Source organism: Microcystis wesenbergii NRERC-220 (assembly GCF_032027425.1).
Classification (GTDB): domain Bacteria; phylum Cyanobacteriota; class Cyanobacteriia; order Cyanobacteriales; family Microcystaceae; genus Microcystis; species Microcystis wesenbergii_A.
In genome coordinates this window covers 2,715,232-2,736,572 of the sequence record NZ_JAVSJA010000001.1, presented here as the reverse complement: position 1 = coordinate 2,736,572, position 21,341 = coordinate 2,715,232, and the positions used below count along the sequence as shown (strand labels likewise).

Annotated in this window: 20 protein-coding genes; 7 read left to right on the top strand and 13 right to left on the bottom strand. The window is 42.7% G+C overall.

Translation table 11 applies throughout. From position 1 onward, the window contains the following. Positions 1-6: 6 nt before the first annotated feature. Together RAM70_RS13575 and RAM70_RS13570 are read right to left on the bottom strand one after the other, a co-directional pair. Entirely contained in the window at positions 7-1,122 is a 1,116-nt protein-coding gene (locus tag RAM70_RS13575; RefSeq protein WP_312674192.1) for a S1C family serine protease, read from the bottom strand. A 260-nt stretch (positions 1,123-1,382) separates the two neighbouring features. Further along, a complete protein-coding gene (locus RAM70_RS13570; protein WP_312674190.1) occupies positions 1,383-1,877 on the bottom strand; it encodes a tetratricopeptide repeat protein in 495 nt (164 codons plus the stop codon). Between the two features lie 178 nt (positions 1,878-2,055). Here RAM70_RS13570 and RAM70_RS13565 point away from each other — a divergent pair, with 178 nt between their 5' ends. Further along, complete coding sequence (locus RAM70_RS13565) at positions 2,056-2,613, top strand: Uma2 family endonuclease (RefSeq protein ID WP_002763043.1); 558 nt, start codon at positions 2,056-2,058, stop codon at positions 2,611-2,613. 45 nt (positions 2,614-2,658) lie between these two features. On the opposite strand, the gene RAM70_RS13560 is transcribed toward RAM70_RS13565, so the two are convergent. Then, positions 2,659-2,835, bottom strand: a complete 177-nt coding sequence (locus RAM70_RS13560) for a hypothetical protein (protein ID WP_312674189.1) — start codon at positions 2,833-2,835, stop codon at positions 2,659-2,661. 239 nt (positions 2,836-3,074) lie between these two features. Here RAM70_RS13560 and RAM70_RS13555 point away from each other — a divergent pair, with 239 nt between their 5' ends. Both RAM70_RS13555 and RAM70_RS13550 read left to right on the top strand, forming a co-directional pair. Continuing rightward, positions 3,075-3,311: a DUF4160 domain-containing protein gene (locus tag RAM70_RS13555; RefSeq protein WP_041803658.1), complete on the top strand. Its 237-nt coding sequence runs from the start codon at positions 3,075-3,077 to the stop codon at positions 3,309-3,311. Beyond that, positions 3,295-3,543 carry a DUF2442 domain-containing protein gene (locus tag RAM70_RS13550; RefSeq protein ID WP_002785172.1) on the top strand — a complete coding sequence of 83 codons (249 nt, stop codon included), beginning with the start codon at positions 3,295-3,297 and terminating at the stop codon, positions 3,541-3,543. The genes RAM70_RS13555 and RAM70_RS13550 overlap by 17 nt, the downstream gene beginning before the upstream one ends. A 196-nt stretch (positions 3,544-3,739) precedes the next feature. Here the strand turns inward: RAM70_RS13550 and RAM70_RS13545 are convergent, their stop codons facing one another. The 6 genes from RAM70_RS13545 to RAM70_RS13520 form a co-directional block, all read right to left on the bottom strand. Then, positions 3,740-4,036 carry a type II toxin-antitoxin system HicB family antitoxin gene (locus tag RAM70_RS13545; RefSeq protein WP_002788060.1) on the bottom strand — a complete coding sequence of 99 codons (297 nt, stop codon included), beginning with the start codon at positions 4,034-4,036 and terminating at the stop codon, positions 3,740-3,742. Positions 4,037-4,047: 11 nt separating this feature from the next. Further along, positions 4,048-4,236 (bottom strand): type II toxin-antitoxin system HicA family toxin, encoded by a 189-nt coding sequence (locus RAM70_RS13540; RefSeq protein ID WP_016514488.1) that lies wholly within the window; start codon positions 4,234-4,236, stop codon positions 4,048-4,050. A gap of 17 nt (positions 4,237-4,253) precedes the next feature. Beyond that, positions 4,254-6,962, bottom strand: a complete 2,709-nt coding sequence (locus RAM70_RS13535; protein WP_312674182.1) for a tetratricopeptide repeat protein — start codon at positions 6,960-6,962, stop codon at positions 4,254-4,256. 231 nt (positions 6,963-7,193) lie between these two features. Continuing rightward, a complete protein-coding gene (locus RAM70_RS13530; protein ID WP_312674181.1) occupies positions 7,194-9,656 on the bottom strand; it encodes a CHASE2 domain-containing protein in 2,463 nt (820 codons plus the stop codon). Positions 9,657-9,671: 15 nt separating this feature from the next. Next, complete coding sequence (locus RAM70_RS13525; RefSeq protein WP_312674179.1) at positions 9,672-10,799, bottom strand: DUF1822 family protein; 1,128 nt, start codon at positions 10,797-10,799, stop codon at positions 9,672-9,674. Positions 10,800-10,801: 2 nt separating this feature from the next. Continuing rightward, on the bottom strand, positions 10,802-12,049 hold the full coding sequence (locus tag RAM70_RS13520) for an RNA polymerase subunit sigma-70 (protein ID WP_312674178.1): 1,248 nt from the start codon (positions 12,047-12,049) through the stop codon (positions 10,802-10,804). A gap of 272 nt (positions 12,050-12,321) precedes the next feature. On the opposite strand from RAM70_RS13520, the gene ftsH3 reads away from it, so the two are divergent. Both ftsH3 and miaA read left to right on the top strand, forming a co-directional pair. After that, a complete protein-coding gene (gene ftsH3 / locus RAM70_RS13515; protein WP_312674176.1) occupies positions 12,322-14,175 on the top strand; it encodes an ATP-dependent zinc metalloprotease FtsH3 in 1,854 nt (617 codons plus the stop codon). A gap of 306 nt (positions 14,176-14,481) precedes the next feature. Further along, positions 14,482-15,429 (top strand): tRNA (adenosine(37)-N6)-dimethylallyltransferase MiaA, encoded by a 948-nt coding sequence (gene miaA / locus RAM70_RS13510; protein ID WP_312674174.1) that lies wholly within the window; start codon positions 14,482-14,484, stop codon positions 15,427-15,429. Here the strand turns inward: miaA and RAM70_RS13505 are convergent. The 3 genes from RAM70_RS13505 to RAM70_RS13495 are packed head-to-tail and all read right to left on the bottom strand — an operon-like array spanning position 15,371 to position 18,703. Further along, complete coding sequence (locus tag RAM70_RS13505) at positions 15,371-16,777, bottom strand: DUF2079 domain-containing protein (protein WP_312674172.1); 1,407 nt, start codon at positions 16,775-16,777, stop codon at positions 15,371-15,373. The two genes, miaA and RAM70_RS13505, sit on opposite strands and share 59 nt — an antisense overlap. 12 nt (positions 16,778-16,789) lie before the next feature. Beyond that, a complete protein-coding gene (locus RAM70_RS13500; protein WP_312674170.1) occupies positions 16,790-17,647 on the bottom strand; it encodes an amino acid ABC transporter substrate-binding protein in 858 nt (285 codons plus the stop codon). Positions 17,648-17,665: 18 nt separating this feature from the next. After that, positions 17,666-18,703, bottom strand: coding sequence for an AI-2E family transporter (locus RAM70_RS13495; protein WP_045356336.1), 1,038 nt, complete (start codon positions 18,701-18,703; stop codon positions 17,666-17,668). Positions 18,704-19,341: 638 nt separating this feature from the next. On the opposite strand from RAM70_RS13495, the gene RAM70_RS13485 reads away from it, so the two are divergent. Together RAM70_RS13485 and RAM70_RS13480 are read left to right on the top strand one after the other, a co-directional pair. Beyond that, positions 19,342-20,124, top strand: a complete 783-nt coding sequence (locus tag RAM70_RS13485; RefSeq protein WP_312674166.1) for a pentapeptide repeat-containing protein — start codon at positions 19,342-19,344, stop codon at positions 20,122-20,124. Positions 20,125-20,172: 48 nt separating this feature from the next. Then, positions 20,173-20,625, top strand: coding sequence for a DUF8637 domain-containing protein (locus tag RAM70_RS13480; protein WP_312674165.1), 453 nt, complete (start codon positions 20,173-20,175; stop codon positions 20,623-20,625). Between the two features lie 17 nt (positions 20,626-20,642). On the opposite strand, the gene RAM70_RS13475 is transcribed toward RAM70_RS13480, so the two are convergent. Next, complete coding sequence (locus RAM70_RS13475) at positions 20,643-21,308, bottom strand: ParA family protein (RefSeq protein WP_002739071.1); 666 nt, start codon at positions 21,306-21,308, stop codon at positions 20,643-20,645. Between the last annotated feature and the right edge of the window lie 33 nt (positions 21,309-21,341).

The following is a 21,341-nucleotide window of genomic DNA, read 5'->3' as shown; positions in this document are numbered from 1 at the left end:
GATTATTTAAGGGTTAGCGGCGGCGTTGAGGGTGTAGCGACCCGATTCACCCCCTTCGCGAGAGTTGGCCACTAGGATATAAACTCCATCGGTGGGTAATTCGGTTACGAGTCGAGCGTTAAAATCCCCGGGAGCGCGATCGTCGTTGTCCGCTATTTTCTCGAATTTCTCCCCCTCAGAGGATTTAACAACGCGGTACAAGGTCAAGACGGGATTAATCTGTTGGCTGCTCATGTCTAGGACAACTCTCTGTCCGGCGCGACCTTGAAATTGATAGAGGTCGTAGTAGCTGCCATCCTGCAACTGAGCATCGCCTTCCCTTAACTCGCCCTGGATTGCCTGACCGTTGAGGGCAAGGCTGAGGATGGGCTGCTCTTGATTCCCCCTAGCCAGGGTAGAGACGGAAGAGACATCCCCTCGCTCCACTGCCTTCAGGAAAGCTTGCAGGCGATCGAGGGAGATGGCAAAATTAATGCCACTTTTGGTATAGCCGATCGGCTTTCCTTGGGAGTTATAAACTAAACTTTGGTTATCGCCTTGATAATGTACGCCGACTACTTGTCCCTGAGAGTTTAACACCGGACCTCCCGAATTACCGGGGTTTGTATTGGCACTGTGTTGAATTTGCCCCTTCTGGGGGTCGAGGCGGCTGATAATCCCTTGGGTGAGGGTATTTTGATAGTCTTCTTCTAGGGGTGTACCGATGACGAAAACGCTTTCGCCGACCTTGGCGGAGTTCGGACGGGCGAGGGGAAGATAGGGCAGGTTTTGGCGGTTATAAATCCGCAGGACGGCTAAATCCACGCCATTTTTAGCGAAGCCGATCACGTCTGCCGAGGCCTGCTGTCCGTTGGAAAATTTCACCGTCACCACCCGGGGGCCGTCCGCAACAACGTGGGCGTTGGTAATGATGATACCGTCGGGACTGACGAGAAAGCCGCTACCGTGGCCGCTGCCATTTTTGACGGTGACGACGGCGGGGCTGGCTTTCTGATAGACTCTAGAAGCGGTCTGATCCTGGGCGAGGAGGGGTGGAACGTTTTCCATCAGGAAGTTTCCTGGTTGAACCAGTAGGCCAGTGGTGGCCAGTAGCACCGATAGGGTGAAAGTAATTGGTTTCATCGGGTTGGCTCCTCTTTAGTCGAGGGATACTTGCAAGGATGTTATCGTTGGTTTTTTCCCAATTATGCGATCAAGTTTTAAGTCTTCAGGTTGCTTTTTTCACAAAAGTTTAGAGGGGGAGAGCGATCGCTCTCCCTTGCAACTTATACCATTTTTCTTTATTCTTGGCAGGTATCTTACCCCCCCTTGCCCCCCCGACGTCGGGGGGGTTGGGGGTGAGGGCGATTAACCATCTCTGCCATTACTTATGAAAAATGGTATTACGCACCTATCTGCCGTAGTGCTTCTATGGCGCTGTTGTACATTTCTGTGTTTCCCTGCTGGCGAAATAATTCGGCGGCCGTTGTTAGATCGGCGATCGCATTTTGTCTCTGGTTAAATGCGAGGTGGACGTATCCGCGGAAATGGTAAGCGTAGGCAGCGCGGGGGTTTAGTCGGATCGCGGTGTTCAGGTCTTGAAACGCCGGCCGCCATTGTTCGCGAATCGTGTAAATCATGCCCCGACTGAGGTAAGCTTCGGCATAGTCCGAATCGAGTTCGATCGCTCTGGTGAATTGAGCGAGGGCGAGATCATATTTTTCCTGTTGGATGTAGTTAATTCCCCGGTTAAAGTAGGCGATCGCTTCTTTGTAGTTCGCTTGAGCGATCCGGGTTTCGGCTGGTTGTCGGCTTTCTAGGGCCATAACGGGGTGAACAGTGGCGAGGGTGGAGAGGCCGATTAGGCTGACGGTGGTGAGAAGGGCGAAGGATTTCATGGGTAGTGCCTCGGTGAGGATGATTTGAGCTTCTACCTAATTCATCGGTTGCTTTTTTGGGAATATGCAGGATAGGGCGATCAATTTTTTTTCCTTTCGGGTACAAAAGGAAAAAGCGCGGCAATCGGCATCGCTTTGTTATCATTTAGTGAAAAATACTTGTTTTTTTTGATGCAATATGGTAAGCAAATCCCCGACGATTACTGATGCGGAATTAATTCGCCTCAGTTGTCAGAACCCGGAATTAGGCTTTGAACGCAATGCAGATGGAACGTTAGTCACTATGCCCCCGATCGGAAGTATTTCAGCGAATCGAGAACTGAAAGCCGGCGCTCGCCTGCTCTACTGGGTCGAACAGAACGGGTTAGGAGAGGTATTTAGTTCTAGCGGCGGTTTTAAACTGGCCAATAGCGCGGTACGCTCTCCCGATGTGGCTTTCGTGGCGAGAGAACGTTTACCGTCCGGTTGGCAGGAAAGGGAGGATGAATTTCTCGATCTCGCGCCGGATTTCGTGATCGAGATCCGTTCTAAAACCGATAGTTTATCCAAGTTAAAGCGGAAAATGGAGGAGTATCGGGAGAACGGGGTGAAGTTAGGATGGTTGATCGATCGCCACAATAAACAGGCTTTCGTCTACCGTCAGGACGGGACGATTACCTGTTATCCCGAGAACGCGATTTTAAGCGGGGAAGATGTGGTTCCGGGGTTCACCCTAGCGCTAGAAATCTTGCTGTAAGATCGATCGCTTTTTTCGGGGTGAGATTCAAAATCGATCGAGTATCTAGACCGCGCCTAATTGCCGTAGGAATTGCAGGGCTTTTTCGCGTGCTGGCGCGTTCCCTTGCTGGCGGAACAGTTCGGCGGCTTGTCGGAAATCCTCGATCGCTTTTTCCTTGTCTAGCCGATAGACGTAAGGAAACCCAACAATAAACCCAAGGAAACCCAACAATAGACCCAAGGAAACCCAACAATAGACCCAAGGAAACCCAAAAAAAAGATTCAGACGGATTTAGGTGTTGGCTGTTGGGTTTCGCTCCGATGACCCAACCTAGGAAAGGATGCGATCGCTTTTCGTTCTCTAAAACAGTGATCGCACCAAGATGACAAGCACTGTAGCATAACCCACCGAATATTATAAAATTGATGGTGCGTTACATTTCATGCTTGGCGAAATCCGGCAAAATAAGCTTTAACCTCATGCCAGAAATTTTCAGACTGGAAGGCTATGTTTTCTTTTTCTATGCCAATGAAGGCAATGAACCCATGCACGTTCACGTTCGACGGGGCGGCGGATATGCTAAATTTTGGCTAGAGCCGCTAGAATTGGATTATGCTAAAGGTCTAAAAACCAAAGAAATTGTTCGGGCTGAAGTTATCATTACAGAAAATATAGAAATAATACGGAGGAAATGGCACGATGTATTTGGTACATGAAAGCATAGTAAAAGCTCAAAAAGTTTGGGTTGAAGATAAATGGATTTGTATTCGTTTAGAAGACGATAGAGAAATTCGTTTTCCTGCTTATAAAAATAAACGCTTATCAAAAGCAACCTTTGAACAATTAGCAGAGGTTGAGTTAATTTGTGATGGCACGGGATTACATTGGGAAACCTTAGATGAGGATTTGTCCATCATTGGCATTTTAGAAGGAAGATTGGGTGCTTAAATGTTAAATGCTTAAAAAAAATCGGCTCTACCGAACCTAGTAATCATAGCAATTATCGTCGATTGGGTTGACCCAAGGAAAACCAAAAAAAAGATTCAGACAGATTTAGATTTTGGGTGTTGGGTTTCGCTTTCCCTGAGAATTGAGAGGTTTTCTTTAACATATTTATTCGCTCAAACCAAGCTAGGGACTGCACCTAGTTTTTTACACACAATTCCTGATGGTTTAAAATAGCTTCTGATACCTGAATGAGTAGAAAAGCGATCGCATCTTGATGATCCGCGTCGGTTAAAATGGTTTCGAGGGTGCTAGGGGTGGGAATTTCGTCCCCATCTGCCAACATAAAGGAAATATGACCTTTTAAGGCTTCAGTTGCCATTTTTTTCGCTTCTTCGATGGTTTCCCCTGCACTAATACAACCCGGAAAGTCATAAAATTGTACCCCATAATCACTATGGTTATCTTTATGAACGGTGGCTAAATAAGTAATCATTGATTTCTCCTTTATCGTAATTTAATACTGGCTTGTTTTTCGATACTGATTAGGGTTTTAAGGGGAATATCCTTTTTAGGGTGAGGAACAGTCACTTTCCCTTTTTTATGGGGATGTTTAAAATGATGATGACTTCCTGTTGTACCTACTTGATACCATCCCTCATCCTTCAGTTTTTTGATAATTTCTCGACTTTCCATAATTGATGATTTCTATTTCACCCCCCTAATTGTTGTAAAATCTGCATCACCTTTTCATAAGCAGCCATATTATTCTGTTGGCGGAATAATATGGCTGCTTGTTGTAGATCAATTTTTACTTTTTCGGGTTGTCCTAATATGGCATATAAAACACCACGATTGTAGTAAGCCACAGCATCATTACGATTAAGTTCAATAGCTTTGTCGTAGTCAGCTAAAGCTAATTCGTATTTTCGTTGGTTATAGTAAAGAGCCCCCCGATTGACGTAAGCATTAGCAAAATTACGATTAAGTTTAATAGCTTGGTTGTAGTCAGCTAAAGCTGAATCGTATTTCTGCTGGTTATAGTAAAGATTCCCCCGATTGTAGTAAGCCTCAGCATCATTAGGATTAATGTCAATGGCTTTGTTGATGTCAGAGAGGGCTAATTCGTATTTCTGCTGGTTATAGTAAACACCCCCCCGATTGCTGTAAGCCTCAGCATCATTAGGATTAATGTCAATGGCTTTGCTGAAGTCAGATAGGGCTAATTCGTATTTCTGCTGGTTATAGTAAAGAATCCCCCGATTGACGTAAGCATTAGCATGATTAGGATTAAGTTCAATAGCTTTGTTGTAGTCATCTAATGCTAATTTGTATTTTTGTTGATCTTGGTAAAGAACCCCCCGATTGCTATACCAAGCAGCACGGGGAGCGAGATTAATTGCCTGATTAATCGCCGCTAATCCCTCATCATAGCGTTTTAATCGACTTAATACTGAGGATTTCTCGTTATAGTGATTGGGGTTATTGGGAACCAGAGAAATCGCCTGATTAATCACCGTTAAGGCTTGCTCATAATTTTCTAAATAGCGATAAACAACACTTTGCAGTTGTAAAATACTACTGTGAAAGTTCTTTAAATCTTCCCGTTTAGGTAAGGTATTAATCGCTTGTTGCAAAGCTTCTATAGCTGGTTGATGTTCGCGTAATTCAAATAACGCTAATCCCTTCCCATACCAAGCTAAATAGACATTATCGGGGTCATTTTGCTTAATCGCCTCATCAAACGCCTTAATTGCTTCCTCAGACCTCCGTAACCGCCATAATTGTCCTCCCCTTTCTATCCAAATATCCGCCTTCGCATTGGTATTAGGAACAATAACACCAGTAATCGCTTGAATAATTTCTTGTTGTTGTTGCGGACTAACTTGGGGTTGAGCAGTGGTTAATAATTGCGGTTTTACCTTCAATCTCTCTTGCAATCCGATAAAAGTGCTAATGGGAATCCCTAAACTATACCCTAACTGAATTTTCCCTCCCCCTGCTCCTTCTGAACGTCCATGAATCCCTATTACTCTCCCCTGAGAGTCTAAGACTGCACCGCCACTCATGCCCCCATAAGTGATGCTGGTATAAACTAATTCATAGCCCCCGGTTAAAGAAGCAACACTTTGTAATGTTCCCCCTTGTTGAGTGCTTAAAGGACTTTGGCGGGTTTGTATTAATCCCTGTTCTTTCTCGAGAATTGCACCGCCACTAAACAACCATTTCGAGGGATTGTCGCCAATTTTGGGGAAGCCTGCGGCAAAAACAAAATCACCGGTATTTGGGTTATAATTCGCTATTTCCGCAACGGGATAATTGTCCAGGCTTTCAAACTGAAAGACTGCTAAATCTACCCCTTCCTGCCGGATGATGGTGCTTTTCTCGATGTTTCGAGTTTTGCCGTCGCTGGTGACGACGGTGTAGGTGTGATCGGCACATCTGGTGGTGCCTTTGATTTTTTCGCAGAAGACGTGATCGGCGGTTAAAACCGTGTAAATATTCCCTTCTTTAGCGATAATGACACCGCTACCGTTTCCACCGCTCGTACTATCAATCCGCACGGTGAAACCCTTGGCTTTTGTTTCTAATTCGGCGATATAGCGAGTAGGGGCGGTGGTTTCTATATCGGGGTTCACCTGCGGTAGGGGCAGGTTATAGGCGCTGAGGATTTCGGGCCGGATGTAGGTTAATAGGGTATGAAGGGAAATGCCCCAGTTAACCGCTCTCATCTGTTGGATTTCTGCGTCTGTGGGTTTTGTGCCGTCTTCGTAGATGTAGTTAGAGAGAATCGGATGGGCCGATCGCCCGTTAATGCCGATTAACTCCCCATCAACAAAAATGCCGCCGCCACTCATTCCCTGCACGATATCGCCACTATAACCGACGCTGTAGCCCTCCCGGAGGGGTCGATCGCTCACCTGTTCAAGGGTTCCCTTTGTCGTCCGATACTGTCCCGTTTCGGCAACATATCCCGCGGCCACCACTTCTAAACCGATGCTGTTTTGATTGATGGTAAACTTTGCGATGGTGGCGATCGAATATTCCCGGGTATCGCTAAACTCCAGCAGGGCGAGATCTTGATTCTCCGATAGGGAATTGGGGACAATGCGGGCCGCACGGCTGTGGCCGTCGTAAGTTTGTACCTGTAGGGTTTTCGTGTTGCGGGTAACGTGGGCGTTGGTTAGGATAAGGTAATTATCGCCTTTTTTAGCGATAATTGTCCCCGATCCCCGATTTGTCTCGCTAGTAATCCGAACGGTGACTCGTTGTAGGAATTGCTCCTCGGTAAGCTCCCGATCGCCCTGTGCCGTCAGAATGGGATGATTAGAAATATTTCCGGCAGCCGGGGTGATAAGGGTTAACCCGGGTTGAGGCAGTAGGGAGAAAAGAAGGATGAGGGCGATCGAAGGTTTGATCATGGCTGTTACCTAGGGTTTGCTGAATAAATGTGAAATGTAGGCAAGGTAAGAGTTTTGTCGTTTTTCTCGTGAAACAGGTGCAAGATTTTGAGAGAATCGTGCTTCAAAACCTTGCGTCTTCATCGGCCCGGGTCCTGTAGGGGCGAAGCATTCGGGCAATCACCTATCGGTGAAACCGGAGATTTTCTATCCGAATGCTTCGCCCGTACTTTTTCAGCAAGCCTTACCTTGCTATTTTAAGTAGTAAGAACGAAGAAAAAAGAAGATACCGGAGGTGGTGAGAAGTGCGATCGCTGGGGGGATAATCGGAACCCAGAGACCGAAATAACTAAAGAGAAGCCAACCGATACCGGTGAGGGAAATCATAGCGATCGCCACTGTCAAAAGTACCGTTTTTACCCGAAGAAAACGCCACGTTAATAATCCCCCCACCAGGGACCAACCCAGCACCCAGAAAGCCTCCTGTAGGGGATTCCAAAAAGCGATCGAGGTACGTTTTCCTTCCATTGTATCGAGAATTTGACTGACCGCGTGCGCGTGCAAATAAACCCCCGGAATTGCTTCCGATGGGTTGCGACTAAAGGGGGTTAAAAAATCATCAATCCCGGGTTCTGTTACTCCAATCAGGACAATTTTTTCCCGGACTGATTCGGAATTAAAACGCGGATCTAAAACCTGTCGGAGAGATTTTTTCGGGGCAATTTTGATGATTGCATCGATGCCATTATCGGCGATTCGACGGTAAGCGAGCATAACTTGACGGCCGGATCGGGTATCGGATTGACTGGTTCTGTAGGGGCCGCGGTTGGATTGTAGCCAGTCACCGAGATGAGTATCCCCGATATTAATTTCTAGAATTCCCCGCTCCAGTTTATTGCAGTCAAAATCTTGATTCTGGGATTCTAGATATCGTTTGGCAATTAGGAGACTAAAACTAGGAGCATAATCTTTAAAATTACAGGACATTGAGTCAACTTTGGCCAAAGAATCCGGGGGAAGACAGGGAGAGGTGCGATCGAGTTTTGCCTGATATAAAAAACGACGAATTCGGGGAACTCCGGCAATGGTTTCGTCTGGGACTATGTTACTAAAACCACTCTGATTTTTTGGCAGTTCCGGGGGTGGGGGAAATCCGTCCGGTTGCGGGTAATTATTAAACTTACAAATCGAGATAAAATTAGGAGTATTTTGTAATTGTTTGGCTAGGGGTGGATAATCTTGACTGGCAGCGATGGGACGGAGGATATCTAAGGCGATAATTTGCGGTTCGTAGGGCAGTAATTTATTTAAAAGCTGCGATAATGCTTCTCCTGCGAGGGAACGTTTTCGATCGCTTCCCGGTATTGTTGGTCTTTTCATACCCATGCGATCTTGATATTCCCAATCTTGGCGATCAATGGTAATAATTAATAATCTTTCATCGGGTTTATCTTTGGGTTTTAGTTGCATCAGACGATCATAAATATTTAATTCTAAGGGTTCTAAAATTCCTGTTTCTCTTATTGCCAAGACTGTCATCATTACGGCTAAACCTAAACCGAAAGTTAGAGCAAATCGTCGCCAATTTTGTTGTTTTTGAGGGGAGTTACTAAAACTATGCCAAGTGGGGGGTTCTTCGGTGGGATTGGGGCAAACTACGGGCAGCCAACTGGCACAGGGATAGTCTTTTTCCCAGTCATCGTGCAGATTTTTTTGGGCTTCATGTACGGCACTATAGAGAGATTTATTATTGGTAAAAGCGGTTAAAAAGTATTGCAGAAATTTGGGAGAAACAGGATCGGGTAATTTCTCGCGCATAAAGATTAGATGGGGTAATGCCATCCCTTTTTCCCGTGATAGTTGTTGTGCTAAACCAATACCATCACAGGAGTTAAATATCGCTAACTTTAACCCGTTTTTAGTGGCTTCTCCCAGGGAAAAGCTAAAATCAGCTATCTTTAATTTATGAGTTTCTGTTAGTTGAATTTCGCAATCTTGGCCATCTTCTGTACTGGCACTATGACCGCTAAAAAAGAGAATATTCCAAGTTTCTTGACGCAATAACTGATTTAATTTTTGCGGGTGGGGAGCTTTTTCCCAGATAATTTCCGCTCCTGCTTTTCCCGCAATATCGTCTAAAGTTTTGCGATCTTCTTCGAGAAATTTTAAGTCGGTGGCATAGCCTAAAATGGCTAAAATCCGAATTTTTTCATGATTTTTTAATTGTCTGGCTAAGGTATCGTATTCTGAGACAATAATGGCTATATCTGCGCCGGTATTTTGGAGAATTTCCCATTTTTCCCAGGGGAATCTTTGTAGCCAAATATTATCGGTTTGTACCCAGATACGAAAGTTATTACCAGAGCGCAGAATTGCGGTTTTGATCGGTTCAAATTCTGGGCTATTATTCAACCATTTGTTTAAGTTATCCTCAAATAATTTGGCTTTTTCTTGGCAGTTTTTAAAAACTAAACTCTGCTGAGAACTATTGGTAATTTGTTGGGGATTGCTATCTTTTAAGACTTTAAAAAATCCCTCTAATTCACTATAGTGACGTTGCCATTGACGGTAAAGAGTTAATAACTCTAAATTAGCTGGTAGCCTTGCTTTGATCACAGTTTGGGGACGAGAATTAAGATCGGGACGAATTTCTAATTTTACTTTAAATCCCCGATCAAATGTGCCATCTAGTTCGAGAGTTAGGAGTTTAATCATTAAGTTTTTCCTCGCTTATACTTGTAAATATTCGGTTACTATTGCCGATTCTAAAGCCACTTCAATAAAGAATTTATCCCCCAATTCAGCATCAAATCGATAACGAATAAATTCATCGTTATCTGTGGCAATTACTTCTCGAAAAACCTGACCAGTTTCGGTGAGAATACTTAATTTTAAATGGGGGGGTAAAGTGCTTGTTTCTCCCGTGGGGTAAACAGTCGCTTGCAGGCTAAATACTTCTTCAGTTTTAGCGATAGTAATCATCAAAGCGAGGGAATTTCCCAGTAATTCTACTCCTAAATCTTTGATGCGTTTAATTTCTGTATTTTTGAATGCTGGAACCAGTGACAGTGAGCTAAAATCGAGGATACTTTGCCAATCAATGGGGAAATTATCAGTAAACCAATTGGTTAACTTGACGGGGGATTTTTGCCGACGGGTAATTAAAATTTTTCTCCAGTTACTATTGACGATAACTGCTGCCCATTCTTGAAAAGCAATAGCTTTTCTGGGAAAGATTAACTGAGGATTAGCTAAGATGTCTAGTAAGGTTGTCAATCTATCTAAAGATAGTTTTTCCTCCATCTTTTCCGGTTCAATCTTCACTGGTTGTAATTGACACTCTCCCCATAAATTCAAAGAATCTGATCCTGATTGCAGTTGATTTCTCGGTAGAGAGTAGTTAAGATTACGCTTAATATATTGTCCTTTTTCCTTAATATCTTTATGGGTAGTATAACCCCAAATTCTCAGATAACTTTCGGCAGTGTTTACCTGTACAGCTAGATAATAATCACCAATTAATTGAGGAATATCTACCCATTCTTGAGGAATTTCGAGCGCTTCTAGATCCAGAGTTTCGCTGGCAATAACTATTACTGACTTTTCGCCTAATTTAACGGTAAAACCATTAACTCCTAGTTGCCAGAAATCCTCTTGATTTTCTACTAAGCTAACCCCAGGCATCCCTGACTGTAGATAGTTAAAAATAACTTGTTGACAGAGATAATTAACATAAAATCTCTGACGAATACTGGCATCAGTAAAACTGGCACTTTTTGCCCAACTTATCTCTTGAATATCTGCGGGTATTTCTAGCCAAATGCTATCAGGAGTTAGTTCTAACCAATCATTAACCATAATTAATCCTCCTGAGTTGTTGCGCTGGTTTGATAGTAGTATGTTAGCCATGGTTCTATTGCCTTACTAATAACTTCTCTATCGTGAGACTGGAAAGAAATATGCAGGTTTTCGCTGGCCCAGGGTAAAAACTTTTTAGCGAGGTGACGATAAACTTTATCCAGTTCCCTAGAAACCTGATATTGTTTGATAACCACCGTGGTAATTTCTGTAATCTTAGCGGCAATTGCCACTTGTCCCAACCCTGAACCATAAGTCATCTCTAGAATTAACTGAATTTGCGGATGCAGTTTTGCCTGTTGCGGCTGCTGACAAATCTGTGAAATTTCTGCGCGTAACCAAGCTAGAATTTTTTGGTGATTTTGTTGCGACTCGCGAAAATTTTCCGCCGCTTCTAATTGCTGCCAAGGGGTATCATGGAGAGTATCTTCGATCATTTCCTCCCTCGTGCTACTTTCCCCATCCCCGAAAGGTTGCTGTAGAGAAATTGTTTTTCCTTGGGGAAATAAATGATCAGAAATAGCTTTTCCCGCATCCTCTAACCATCGGTTAATTGTCGCAGAACTGATTTTGATGGTAGAGTGGCTATCCGAGTTATAAGCAGCGGCGATTTTTTGCCAGATTTCTGGACTAGGTTCCTGAATTTTACCATCGGTTTTGATTTTTGCCTGGGCATAAATTTCTTTATAGTAATCCCAAGCTAAAAGGTAATTTTCGAGAGTTTCTCCCACTAATCCCCTCGCCAGGAGAGCTTGGCTGAGACGCGCTCCGGTAGAATTAAGTAGTAGGCTCCAAGTATTATGGCCGAATGCTTGACTAATCTGACGGATGCGATCGATTAAGCGATATTTAATCCTCTGATTGGCAAAATTATCGAAGCGAGTAGAGAATAAAGGCTTAAAGTCAGCTAAGATAGCCTCAAAACCAAGAATTCCTTCGTTAAAGTAGTCTTCGATCTGATAATCTAGTTTAGCTTGATATTTTTGATAGATTTCGGCAGCAGCCCAGTAGCAAGGTTCCTGCAAATAAGCGTATAAATGCCCACGAAAAAGATGATTTTGGGAACCGGGATTCTGATACTGTTGGTGAAAGAATAGAGACCAATATTCCTCGGACTCGACATTAGGATCGATTGGGCCATAGCTTTCCATGTTACGACGCAAACGCCGATCGCAATTCCATTCTGTCCTATTTTGCTGCAAAACTAAAAAGCAACAAAACTTCTCCAGCAAAGTCTCTCGTTTTTTCATCTAGCTAGTCCCCGTGGAGGTCAACTAAACTCTCTATCGTTCCACTTGCAGCTTTTATGCAGTATTTTGGCATTTTGTTACAAATTGATCATACTCGGTCTAGGAGAGTCACATTGACATACTCCCCAACCCCCAACAGCTAACCCCGATGGAGGACCAGAACGGGCATATTAAAAAAAAACCTGTCCACTGTTCCTGAGAAACGTTAACATAAGTTAACAACCCCTTGACAATCGATAAAATCATCCTCAATTTATCAGGAGTTCGACAGCGTGAACAAAAACGGTAATAACAAAAAATGGCGCAATGCGGGACTATATGCCCTATTGTTAATCGTAGTCCTTGCCTTGGCCTCAGCTTTCTTCGATCGCCAGCCAGCAGTGCAACAAACTTGGAAGTATAGTGAATTTTTACAGGAAGTACGGGAAGGTAAAGTAGAAACCGTGCGCTTAAGTGCCGACCGGCAACGAGCGATCGTACCCACCCAAGACGGTACGAACGTATTGGTTAACCTACCCAACGATCCGCAATTAATCAACATCTTGGCAGAAAATAACGTTGATATTTCCGTACTGCCCCAAAGAGAAGAAGGAGTATGGGTAAGAGCCTTCAGTAGCCTATTTTTCCCTATATTGCTTCTTGTTGGTCTATTTTTCTTGCTCCGTCGCGCCCAAAGTGGCCCCGGTTCCCAAGCGATGAACTTCGGCAAATCGAAAGCAAGAGTACAGATGGAACCCCAAACCCAGGTTACTTTCGGTGATGTGGCCGGGATTGAAGGGGCAAAATTAGAATTAAACGAAGTGGTGGACTTCCTCAAAAATGCCGATCGCTTCACGGCAATTGGGGCAAAAATCCCCAAAGGAGTCCTTTTAGTCGGTCCTCCGGGGACAGGTAAAACCCTACTCGCTCGCGCGGTAGCTGGAGAAGCAGGAGTCCCGTTTTTTAGCATTTCCGGTTCGGAATTCGTGGAAATGTTCGTCGGGGTGGGTGCTTCTCGCGTCCGCGACCTATTTGAACAAGCGAAAGCGAATGCACCTTGTATCGTCTTTATCGATGAGATTGATGCTGTCGGTCGTCAACGGGGTGCCGGTTTAGGGGGTGGTAACGATGAACGGGAACAAACCCTCAACCAATTATTAACGGAAATGGACGGTTTTGAAGGTAATACAGGTATTATCATTATCGCCGCCACTAACCGTCCTGATGTGTTGGATGCCGCTTTATTACGTCCGGGTCGTTTTGATCGCCAAGTGGTGGTGGATCGTCCCGATTACGCTGGCCGTAAGGAAATCCTTAATGTCCACTCCAGAGGCAAAACTTTGGCCCAAGACGTGGATCTCGATAAAATCGCTCGTCGTACCCCCGGTTTTACCGGTGCCGATCTAGCTAATTTGCTCAACGAAGCCGCAATTTTAGCCGCACGTCGCAATTTAACCGAGATTTCCATGGATGAGATCAACGATGCGATCGATCGTGTTCTGGCCGGTCCTGAGAAGAAAAATCGCGTCATGAGCGAAAAACGCAAAACTTTAGTTGCTTACCATGAAGCTGGTCATGCTTTGGTGGGTGCTTTAATGCCGGATTACGATCCCGTCCAGAAAATTAGTATTATTCCTCGCGGTCGCGCTGGGGGTTTAACTTGGTTCACTCCTAGCGAGGATCGCATGGAATCCGGGTTGTATTCTCGCGCTTATCTGCAAAATCAGATGGCTGTAGCTTTGGGGGGTCGTTTAGCTGAAGAAATTATCTTCGGTGAGGAGGAAGTGACTACGGGTGCTTCTAATGACCTGCAACAGGTGGCACGAGTAGCGCGGCAAATGGTCACTCGTTTCGGCATGAGCGATCGCCTGGGGCCGGTGGCTTTAGGTCGTCAAAATGGTAATGTTTTCCTAGGTCGTGATATCGCTTCCGATCGAGATTTCTCCGATGAAACTGCGGCAGCTATTGACGAGGAAGTGCGTAACCTAGTGGAACAGGCCTATCGTCGCGCTAAAGAGGTTTTAGTCAATAACCGCGTCATCTTGGACCAGTTAGCGCAAATGTTAGTGGAAAAAGAAACCGTGGACGCGGAGGAGTTACAAAATATCCTCGCTCATAACGATGTGAAAATGGCGGCTTTAGCTTAAGTTTTGTAACATTTTCTTGACAAACAGCATCCTGAAGGGTGCTGTTTTTTTTGTTAAATGACAAACTTAATTTCTTGCTGATAAGCTGTTAATCAGCTTAACAATACCCTGTTTAAGTGCGTCTTAAGTAAGTGGTTATAATTAAATTGAAGATATATCCCCCCTTAATCCCCCCTTGATAAGTAGGGTTGATTCATGAATCAACCCTACCTTGATGAGGGGATGTCTGATAATTTTTAACGCCTACCTACTTAGCTTAACATTCCTGTCTTTTCACTGATTACTGTTCACTGTCATGTAGCATTGATGACTACTTCCTCTTTACCTATTTTAATTGTTATTTGTGGGGCAACTGCCACGGGAAAATCAAGTTTAGCCCTACAATTGGCTGAAAAGTTTAATTCAGTAATTCTCAGTGCCGATTCCCGACAAATCTATCGAGAATTTAATATTGGCACCGCTAAACCTAGCTTAGAAGAATGTCAGCGGATTCCCCATTATCTAATTGATATTTGTGATCCTCAAGATAATTTTACCCTAGCACAGTACCAAGAACAAGCTGAGGATTTAATCACCACTCTCCACTATTCTCCTCTGTTTTTGGTCGGTGGTACGGGACTTTATATCAAGTCCATTGTCAAAGGTTTAAAAATACCGAGGGTTTCTCCTCAACCGGATTTAAGACGGCAATTACAAGCTTTAGGACAATCCTATCTTTATCAAATTCTGATGCAGGTAGATGAAGAGGCCGCTAAAAAAATTCATCCCCATGATCAGGTCAGGACTTTACGCGCTTTAGAGGTTTTTTATCTGACAGGAAAACCTATCTCTAGTCAGCAGGGAGAAAATCCCCCCACTTATCCAATTTTACAAATTGGTTTAGATTGTTCCCCAGAAAGTTTAGACAAGCGGATCACTGTTCGCACTGATCAAATGATTGCAAAAGGATTAGTAGCAGAGGTGCAGCATTTGGGGGATAAATACGGTTGGGATTTGCCACTTTTGCAGACTTTGGGTTATGCAGAAATTAAGCAATATCTCCTCGGAGAAATTTCTTTAGAACAGGCGATCGATTTAATTATCCTCCACACCCGTCAATTTGCCAAACGTCAGCGCACTTGGTTTCGTGCCGATGCTGATATTGTTTGGTTTCCCATCGATAAAGAAAATTTATTGGAATCGGTGGAACGACAAATTATTTTGTTCCTTGAGGGGTTGTCAAGGCCCGATATAAAAACACATGATCCTGATTAACGATTAACTGAAAGTTCTCATTTTGATTCAGTTTATTTAAGTGATCATCAATTAGTTCTGGTGAACTAGACCAACCGGGATGACGGCGATCGAGTAGGATATAATTAAATTGATTTAAATCGAGGGATTGGGAACCTTCGATCGCTAATTTGATCATTTCTCGATGGGTAAGATGGGGGGCAATTCTAGAAGTAGTCAAGACACTCTCACTGGTGGTAATTTGGGTTAGAGCTTTTTGGGTGGCGGACCAAGTATCGAGGGAATTTAAATATAGTGACCAAAAATAGCCGTATTTAGCTAAGGCAAGAAAGGCAATAGTTGCCCAAGTAATTATCCATTTAGGTTTTTTTAACCAGTTACCATTATGGGCTAAAGTGGCGATAACCGCTAGAAATAAAAAGGGCAAAATTGGCAGGGAATATTGAGTGGTTAAGTTTTTTTGTGGGGCATGATCTGCCAATAAATTTAAAGCGAGTGCGGGAATAGCAGCAATTATTGGGGCAGAATAACGCCAGGATAAACCCCAAACTAAGGGAATAATTAATAGGATTAAGTATTCTAGATTATTGCCAGTAAAGATTTTTCCCAAGACAAGATCGGGTTTGAGGAAAAGATTAAAGATAATTGCCGGTAAACTATCTCCTAGATAACTATATCGAGAATCAGCCATTTCAATAACTGCTGATTTTCCTGTCAGGAGAGGGATTAATAATTTCGTGGCGATAATAAACCAAAGAATGCCAGTGATAATAGCAATTATTCCTGGGATTTTTTTCTTTTCCCAGAGAAGTAACCAGATACCCATTCCCAACAATGTTAAAGAGAGAATTGCTTTACAACCGAGAATAACAATGATTCCTAGACAAAATCCCCAGAGATTATTTAATCTTGCGGCCAAAATTGTCCAAAAAATGGCTGAAACTGCGATAACTTCAGGATGAAAATCAAAGAGATTAACGTTAAAAATCAAAGGATAGAGCAGATAAACTAAGGCTAATGTATAAGCTTTTTTTTCTTCTAATCCCGCTTCTATTGCCAATTGCCAGAGGGGAAAAACGGCAATAGAAAGGGAAAAAGCTTGTAAGAAAAGCAACCAATAAACGCTAGGATAAATTTTATAAAGTAAGGCTATAGGATAGAGAATAAAAGCGATATGGTCGCCTAAAATATGGTAGTCAACAAAAGATATAATCGGTGGTTTACCTTGAGAAATTAGGTAAACTCCCTGATCGAACCAACCAAGATCGAGAGCGTTAGATTGAAATAAAATATGTCTGATGCTGCTGCAAATAAACAGGATTATTGTGCCGCAAATAACTAACCAAAATAAATAATTTTTTTTGTGCATAATTATCAAGTTTTACCTGGATTCTTCGGGATTATTACGACAATACTGCCAGGTATGTATAAAATAGGAAGCAACTTCATTAAACCATGTTTTAAAAATATTTCTGTTCTCACTGGTGACGATAACCCCATTAATAAACTCTTGCCATTGGGAATCATTAGCGGGAAGAATAAAACCATAATAATCACAATTTAAAGGATTGCGGGGGATAAGTTGATAATCTTTTCCTAGGGATAAACCGAGAATGACAGCTTCTCCAATTAGCAGAATACCATCACTAGCAAAAGCATCTATTCTATTCCTTCTTAAACTTTGGATACCTCGCAGTCTTCCCGTCACTCCTTGAAATTCCTGATAGGTAGCAAGAGGATATTTTTGTCTTAATAATTCTTGAGTGCTGGTATCTCGCAAAACTCCAATACTTATACCTTCTAAGGACGAGGAAAAGTTAAAATTCTTCTGACTATCACTCCGAACTAAAAACTGAGTTCCCGTCACAAAAAAAGGACGGGAAAAACTGACAACATTGGGTATATTTTTTCTGATACTATTAGGACCACACTCGAAATCAACGGTTTTATTTTCCAATAACTGGAAGCGATTAAATAAAGTTGATTTATAAATTTTGACACTGATGATTCGGAGGTTTAATTTATGCTTGAGTTCCTCCCTGAGCAATTGGATAAAATCTAAGCATAATCCCTGCAAATTATTATTACTATCTCGATAGCCAAAAGGAATCGCATCTTCTCTCATCGCTACTTCTAATAATCCCGTGCGTTTAATTTTTTCTAGCACTGTTTCAGACTTAGCTGGGAGAGCAGCAAAAACATTAGATAAAATAACGAGAGTAAGAATGATTAATTTCATGGTTTTTGCCGAGATTATTTAAGATTTGTTATGACCGTGATCCCATTGATCTAAAATGTCTTTGAATAATAATTCATCTAACCATGTTTTTACTACCACTGTCAAAGGTAAAGCCAATAATAAACCTAAGATGCCAAACATTTGAGCAAAGAAAATTTGAGCGATTAGGGTAATTGCCGGTAGTAAAGATACCTGTTTAGCCATGACAGTGGGTGTCAGCCAATAACTTTCGACATTTTGGATAATAAAATAGAGAATCAGAATAGCGACAATTTTCCAAGGTGCATCGATAACAGCAATGAGGATCGGAAAAATCACACTAGCAGTCGGTCCGATATTAGGGATAAAATTGAGCAATCCTGCTAGGATAGCATGAACGAGAACTAGATTAATTTGTAGAACCAAAAGACCGAAACCACTGAATAATCCTACCATAGTTGAACTAATGGCAATTCCCAACAACCAATTACCTAAACCGGCTTCCGATAGGGTAAGAATTTCCTCAGCACGACGACGATAGAAGTTAGGAAATAATTTTAAGAAAGCTTGTCGATAGGGTTGGGGGTTGGCTAACATCATCATTGCTAACACCAGCACGAATAATAATTGCAAAATTGCCGCAACTGAGTTAGAAAAGAAGGTAAAAAAGTTACTAAAAACGAAGGTTCCTAAGGGTTGTAACTGCTGGACTAAATCACTTAAATTAGGCAGCGATGGCAACCAATCAAATTGAAATTGTTGTCGCCATCGAATCGAGTTATTGCGGACTAAATCCCAAGCTTGCGGTAAAAGTTCAATTAATTTTTGAAACTGTTCGATAAAGGGAGGAACAATAATTATAAAAAATAAAATCACAATTCCTAGACTCGTCAGCAGGGTGATTAAAATAGCCAAACCCCTTTTAATCCCTAATCTCTGCAATCCTTTCACACATCTATTTAAGGCTACGGTAAACACGATCGCCATAAAAATCAATAATAATAGCTGTCGAATCTGCCACAATACATAGAGAGCCATTATTAAACAGATAAACCCCACCCACTGACCAAATTTCACGACCTTGATTTATCCTATCGGGACAAGTTTTATCATACAGCAGTCGGGAGTCAGCTTTTTCAGTTATCAGTGATCAGTTACCAGTTATCAGTGGGACTCTGGCTCTTCGTTACTCGGGATGGTTCCATCGGGTGGCATAAATCGACTAAATCCTTATCTGGCAAGAGACTTAATTGATTAGTTCGTTCTAGAGCAAAAACAATTGACAAAAATCGCTAAATGTTTTTCTCCATAAGGGTTTCATTCCTTATAACCCCGTCCATTGCATAACACAAACCGAAGAACCTGGAGTGTTAAGTGAGTAGTATATGGACGACAACAACAGTGCTGTCTTTTCACTGATTACTGTTTACTGTTCACTGATAACTGACCAAATCTCCCCACTTCCTCACTTCCCCAACAGCATAAATCAAGTTTTGTATCAAAAATTTGCTAATTTTGCTGTTATGTGCTATACAATTACGCCACAAAACAGGATAGAAAAACGAGATTTTTTTAATTACCAGACATTTTCTCAAATTTTATGGCAACTCTCCCAGAGTCAAATTATCCTAAAGAAATCCTATCTTAGAAAATCCGACAAGACTCAGAGGAATTGTGGCCGTTAATGCTTTTATCCTTGTACTAGGACTTCGATGATGAAAGAATTGGAGCGATACTATAAAGTTTTAGGGTTAGATCATGGGGCATCTCTCGACGAGATCAATCAAGCCTACAAAGACTTGGTGTTTATTTGGCATCCCGATCGCATTCCCAAAGATAATCAGCGTCTTTTGGAAAAAGCCACCGCTAAACTGCAAGAAATTAACCAAGCTAGGGAACAATTGCGGCAAATTCATCAAAATTCTCCTAAACGCTCCAATTCCGCCCCTAAAACTGAAAAACAGCCCGCCCACGCCTATAAAACTGCTTCCCCCTATCAGCCTCACCCTAGCCAACCCGGCCAAAATTCCCAAACCCACAGTCATAAAACCCATAGTCAACAAACCCATAGTCAACACAGCCACTCCCAGAATAACCATCAGGTCCACAATCATGCCGCCTGGCGCCCTCACTATCGGGATTTAAACGGAGCCGATTTACAGGGAGCCAACCTGAAAGAAAAAGATCTCTCTAGTCGCAGTCTCATCGGGGCAGATTTAAGCCATGCCGACTTAAGCGATAGCTTCCTGCACAAAGTTAACCTAGAAAAGGCTAATCTGTACAAGGCTAATCTTTTTCGCGCCAATCTCCTCGAAGCTAACCTTAAAGGCGCAAATTTACAGGAAGCCAATCTCATCGGGGCGGATTTAAGCGGGGCAGATCTGTCGGCGGCGGATTTACGCGGGGCAAAAATTGGCTTTGGTAAGCGTATTATGGTGAAATTAACTGGAGCAATTTTAACGGGAACAATTCTCCCCGATGGTTCGATTCATCAATGAATAACCTCCTGCTAATTTTGATATTTTTTTAATAGGAACTATCACCTGATGGGCATTTATTACACAATCGCTGCTGTTTTTCTAGGGATGCAATTAGCTGGAGGAGAAAATTTATCGGCAGCGAATTCTGATTTTTTACTGCTGCAAAAAGCTCTAGAAAAACACAATTTTATCGTTAAAATTTCCCCGCCACCAGTGCGAGGAGCCTACGGGTTATTTGATAGTAAAACTAGAATTATTTGGATTCATCCCCTAGTTTTTGACTTAGGTATTGCCCGACCGACATTAATTCATGAAGCTGTCCATGCCGCTCAACTTTGTCATGGAGGCAAAACAGTTAAAGCACTCAATTTAGGCATAGAACCACCGGCAATGACTAGAAGATTTTTTATGAATTATGAGGGTTTTAGCAGACAAATTGAAGCGGAAGCCTATACTGTTCAAGTTCAGCCCGATGGTCTAGATTTAGTGATTTCTTTACTGCAAAAATATTGTGCTTAGAAAACCTGTCCTTAAATCTACCAATCCCGTTCTAATTCTTCGGCCACACGACGATAATCGGCGCTGGCTTCTTGGGCATTTTTACCGCGCCAATTGGTAATAGCTACCCCGTCTAAAACGGCTTTTTCGTGGGCCTTATAATTTCTGACAAAAGCATGACAGGCGGGAATACCTAATTCTAATAAAGTATTTTGTGCTTCCAAAGTTTCCTTAAGACTACGAGAATCCACTTTTGTTAATAAAACCCGATAGGCAATTCCTAGGGGTTTAACTGCCGTGCGTACCGTGTCAATTAAAGCCATTAAATCCATCGGTGCGGGAGGAGTCGGTAAAATTAAATAATCTGATTCTGCTATTACTGCCGTAAGTAATTCGGAACGCAAAGCTGGTGGTGTGTCAATCACGATCAGATCGTACTCGATAATTTGACGCAATTCTCCTAATTTCTCTGTATTAATTTGCTTGGCTAAATCAAATACCATACCCGCTTGATTTCTTTCCACCCACCAAGTGGAGGAACCCTGCGGATCCGCATCCACCAGCAAAACACGCTGATTCTGCCCCCAAATTGCCGCTAAATTGACCGCAGTGGTGGTTTTACCCACACCACCTTTACCGTTGACAACAGCGAGAATTTTTGGGCTATTAGGCTTTAATTGCGAGGTGGTTGGGGAATTTGGCATTTTCAGTTATCGGTTATCAGTTATCAGTTATCA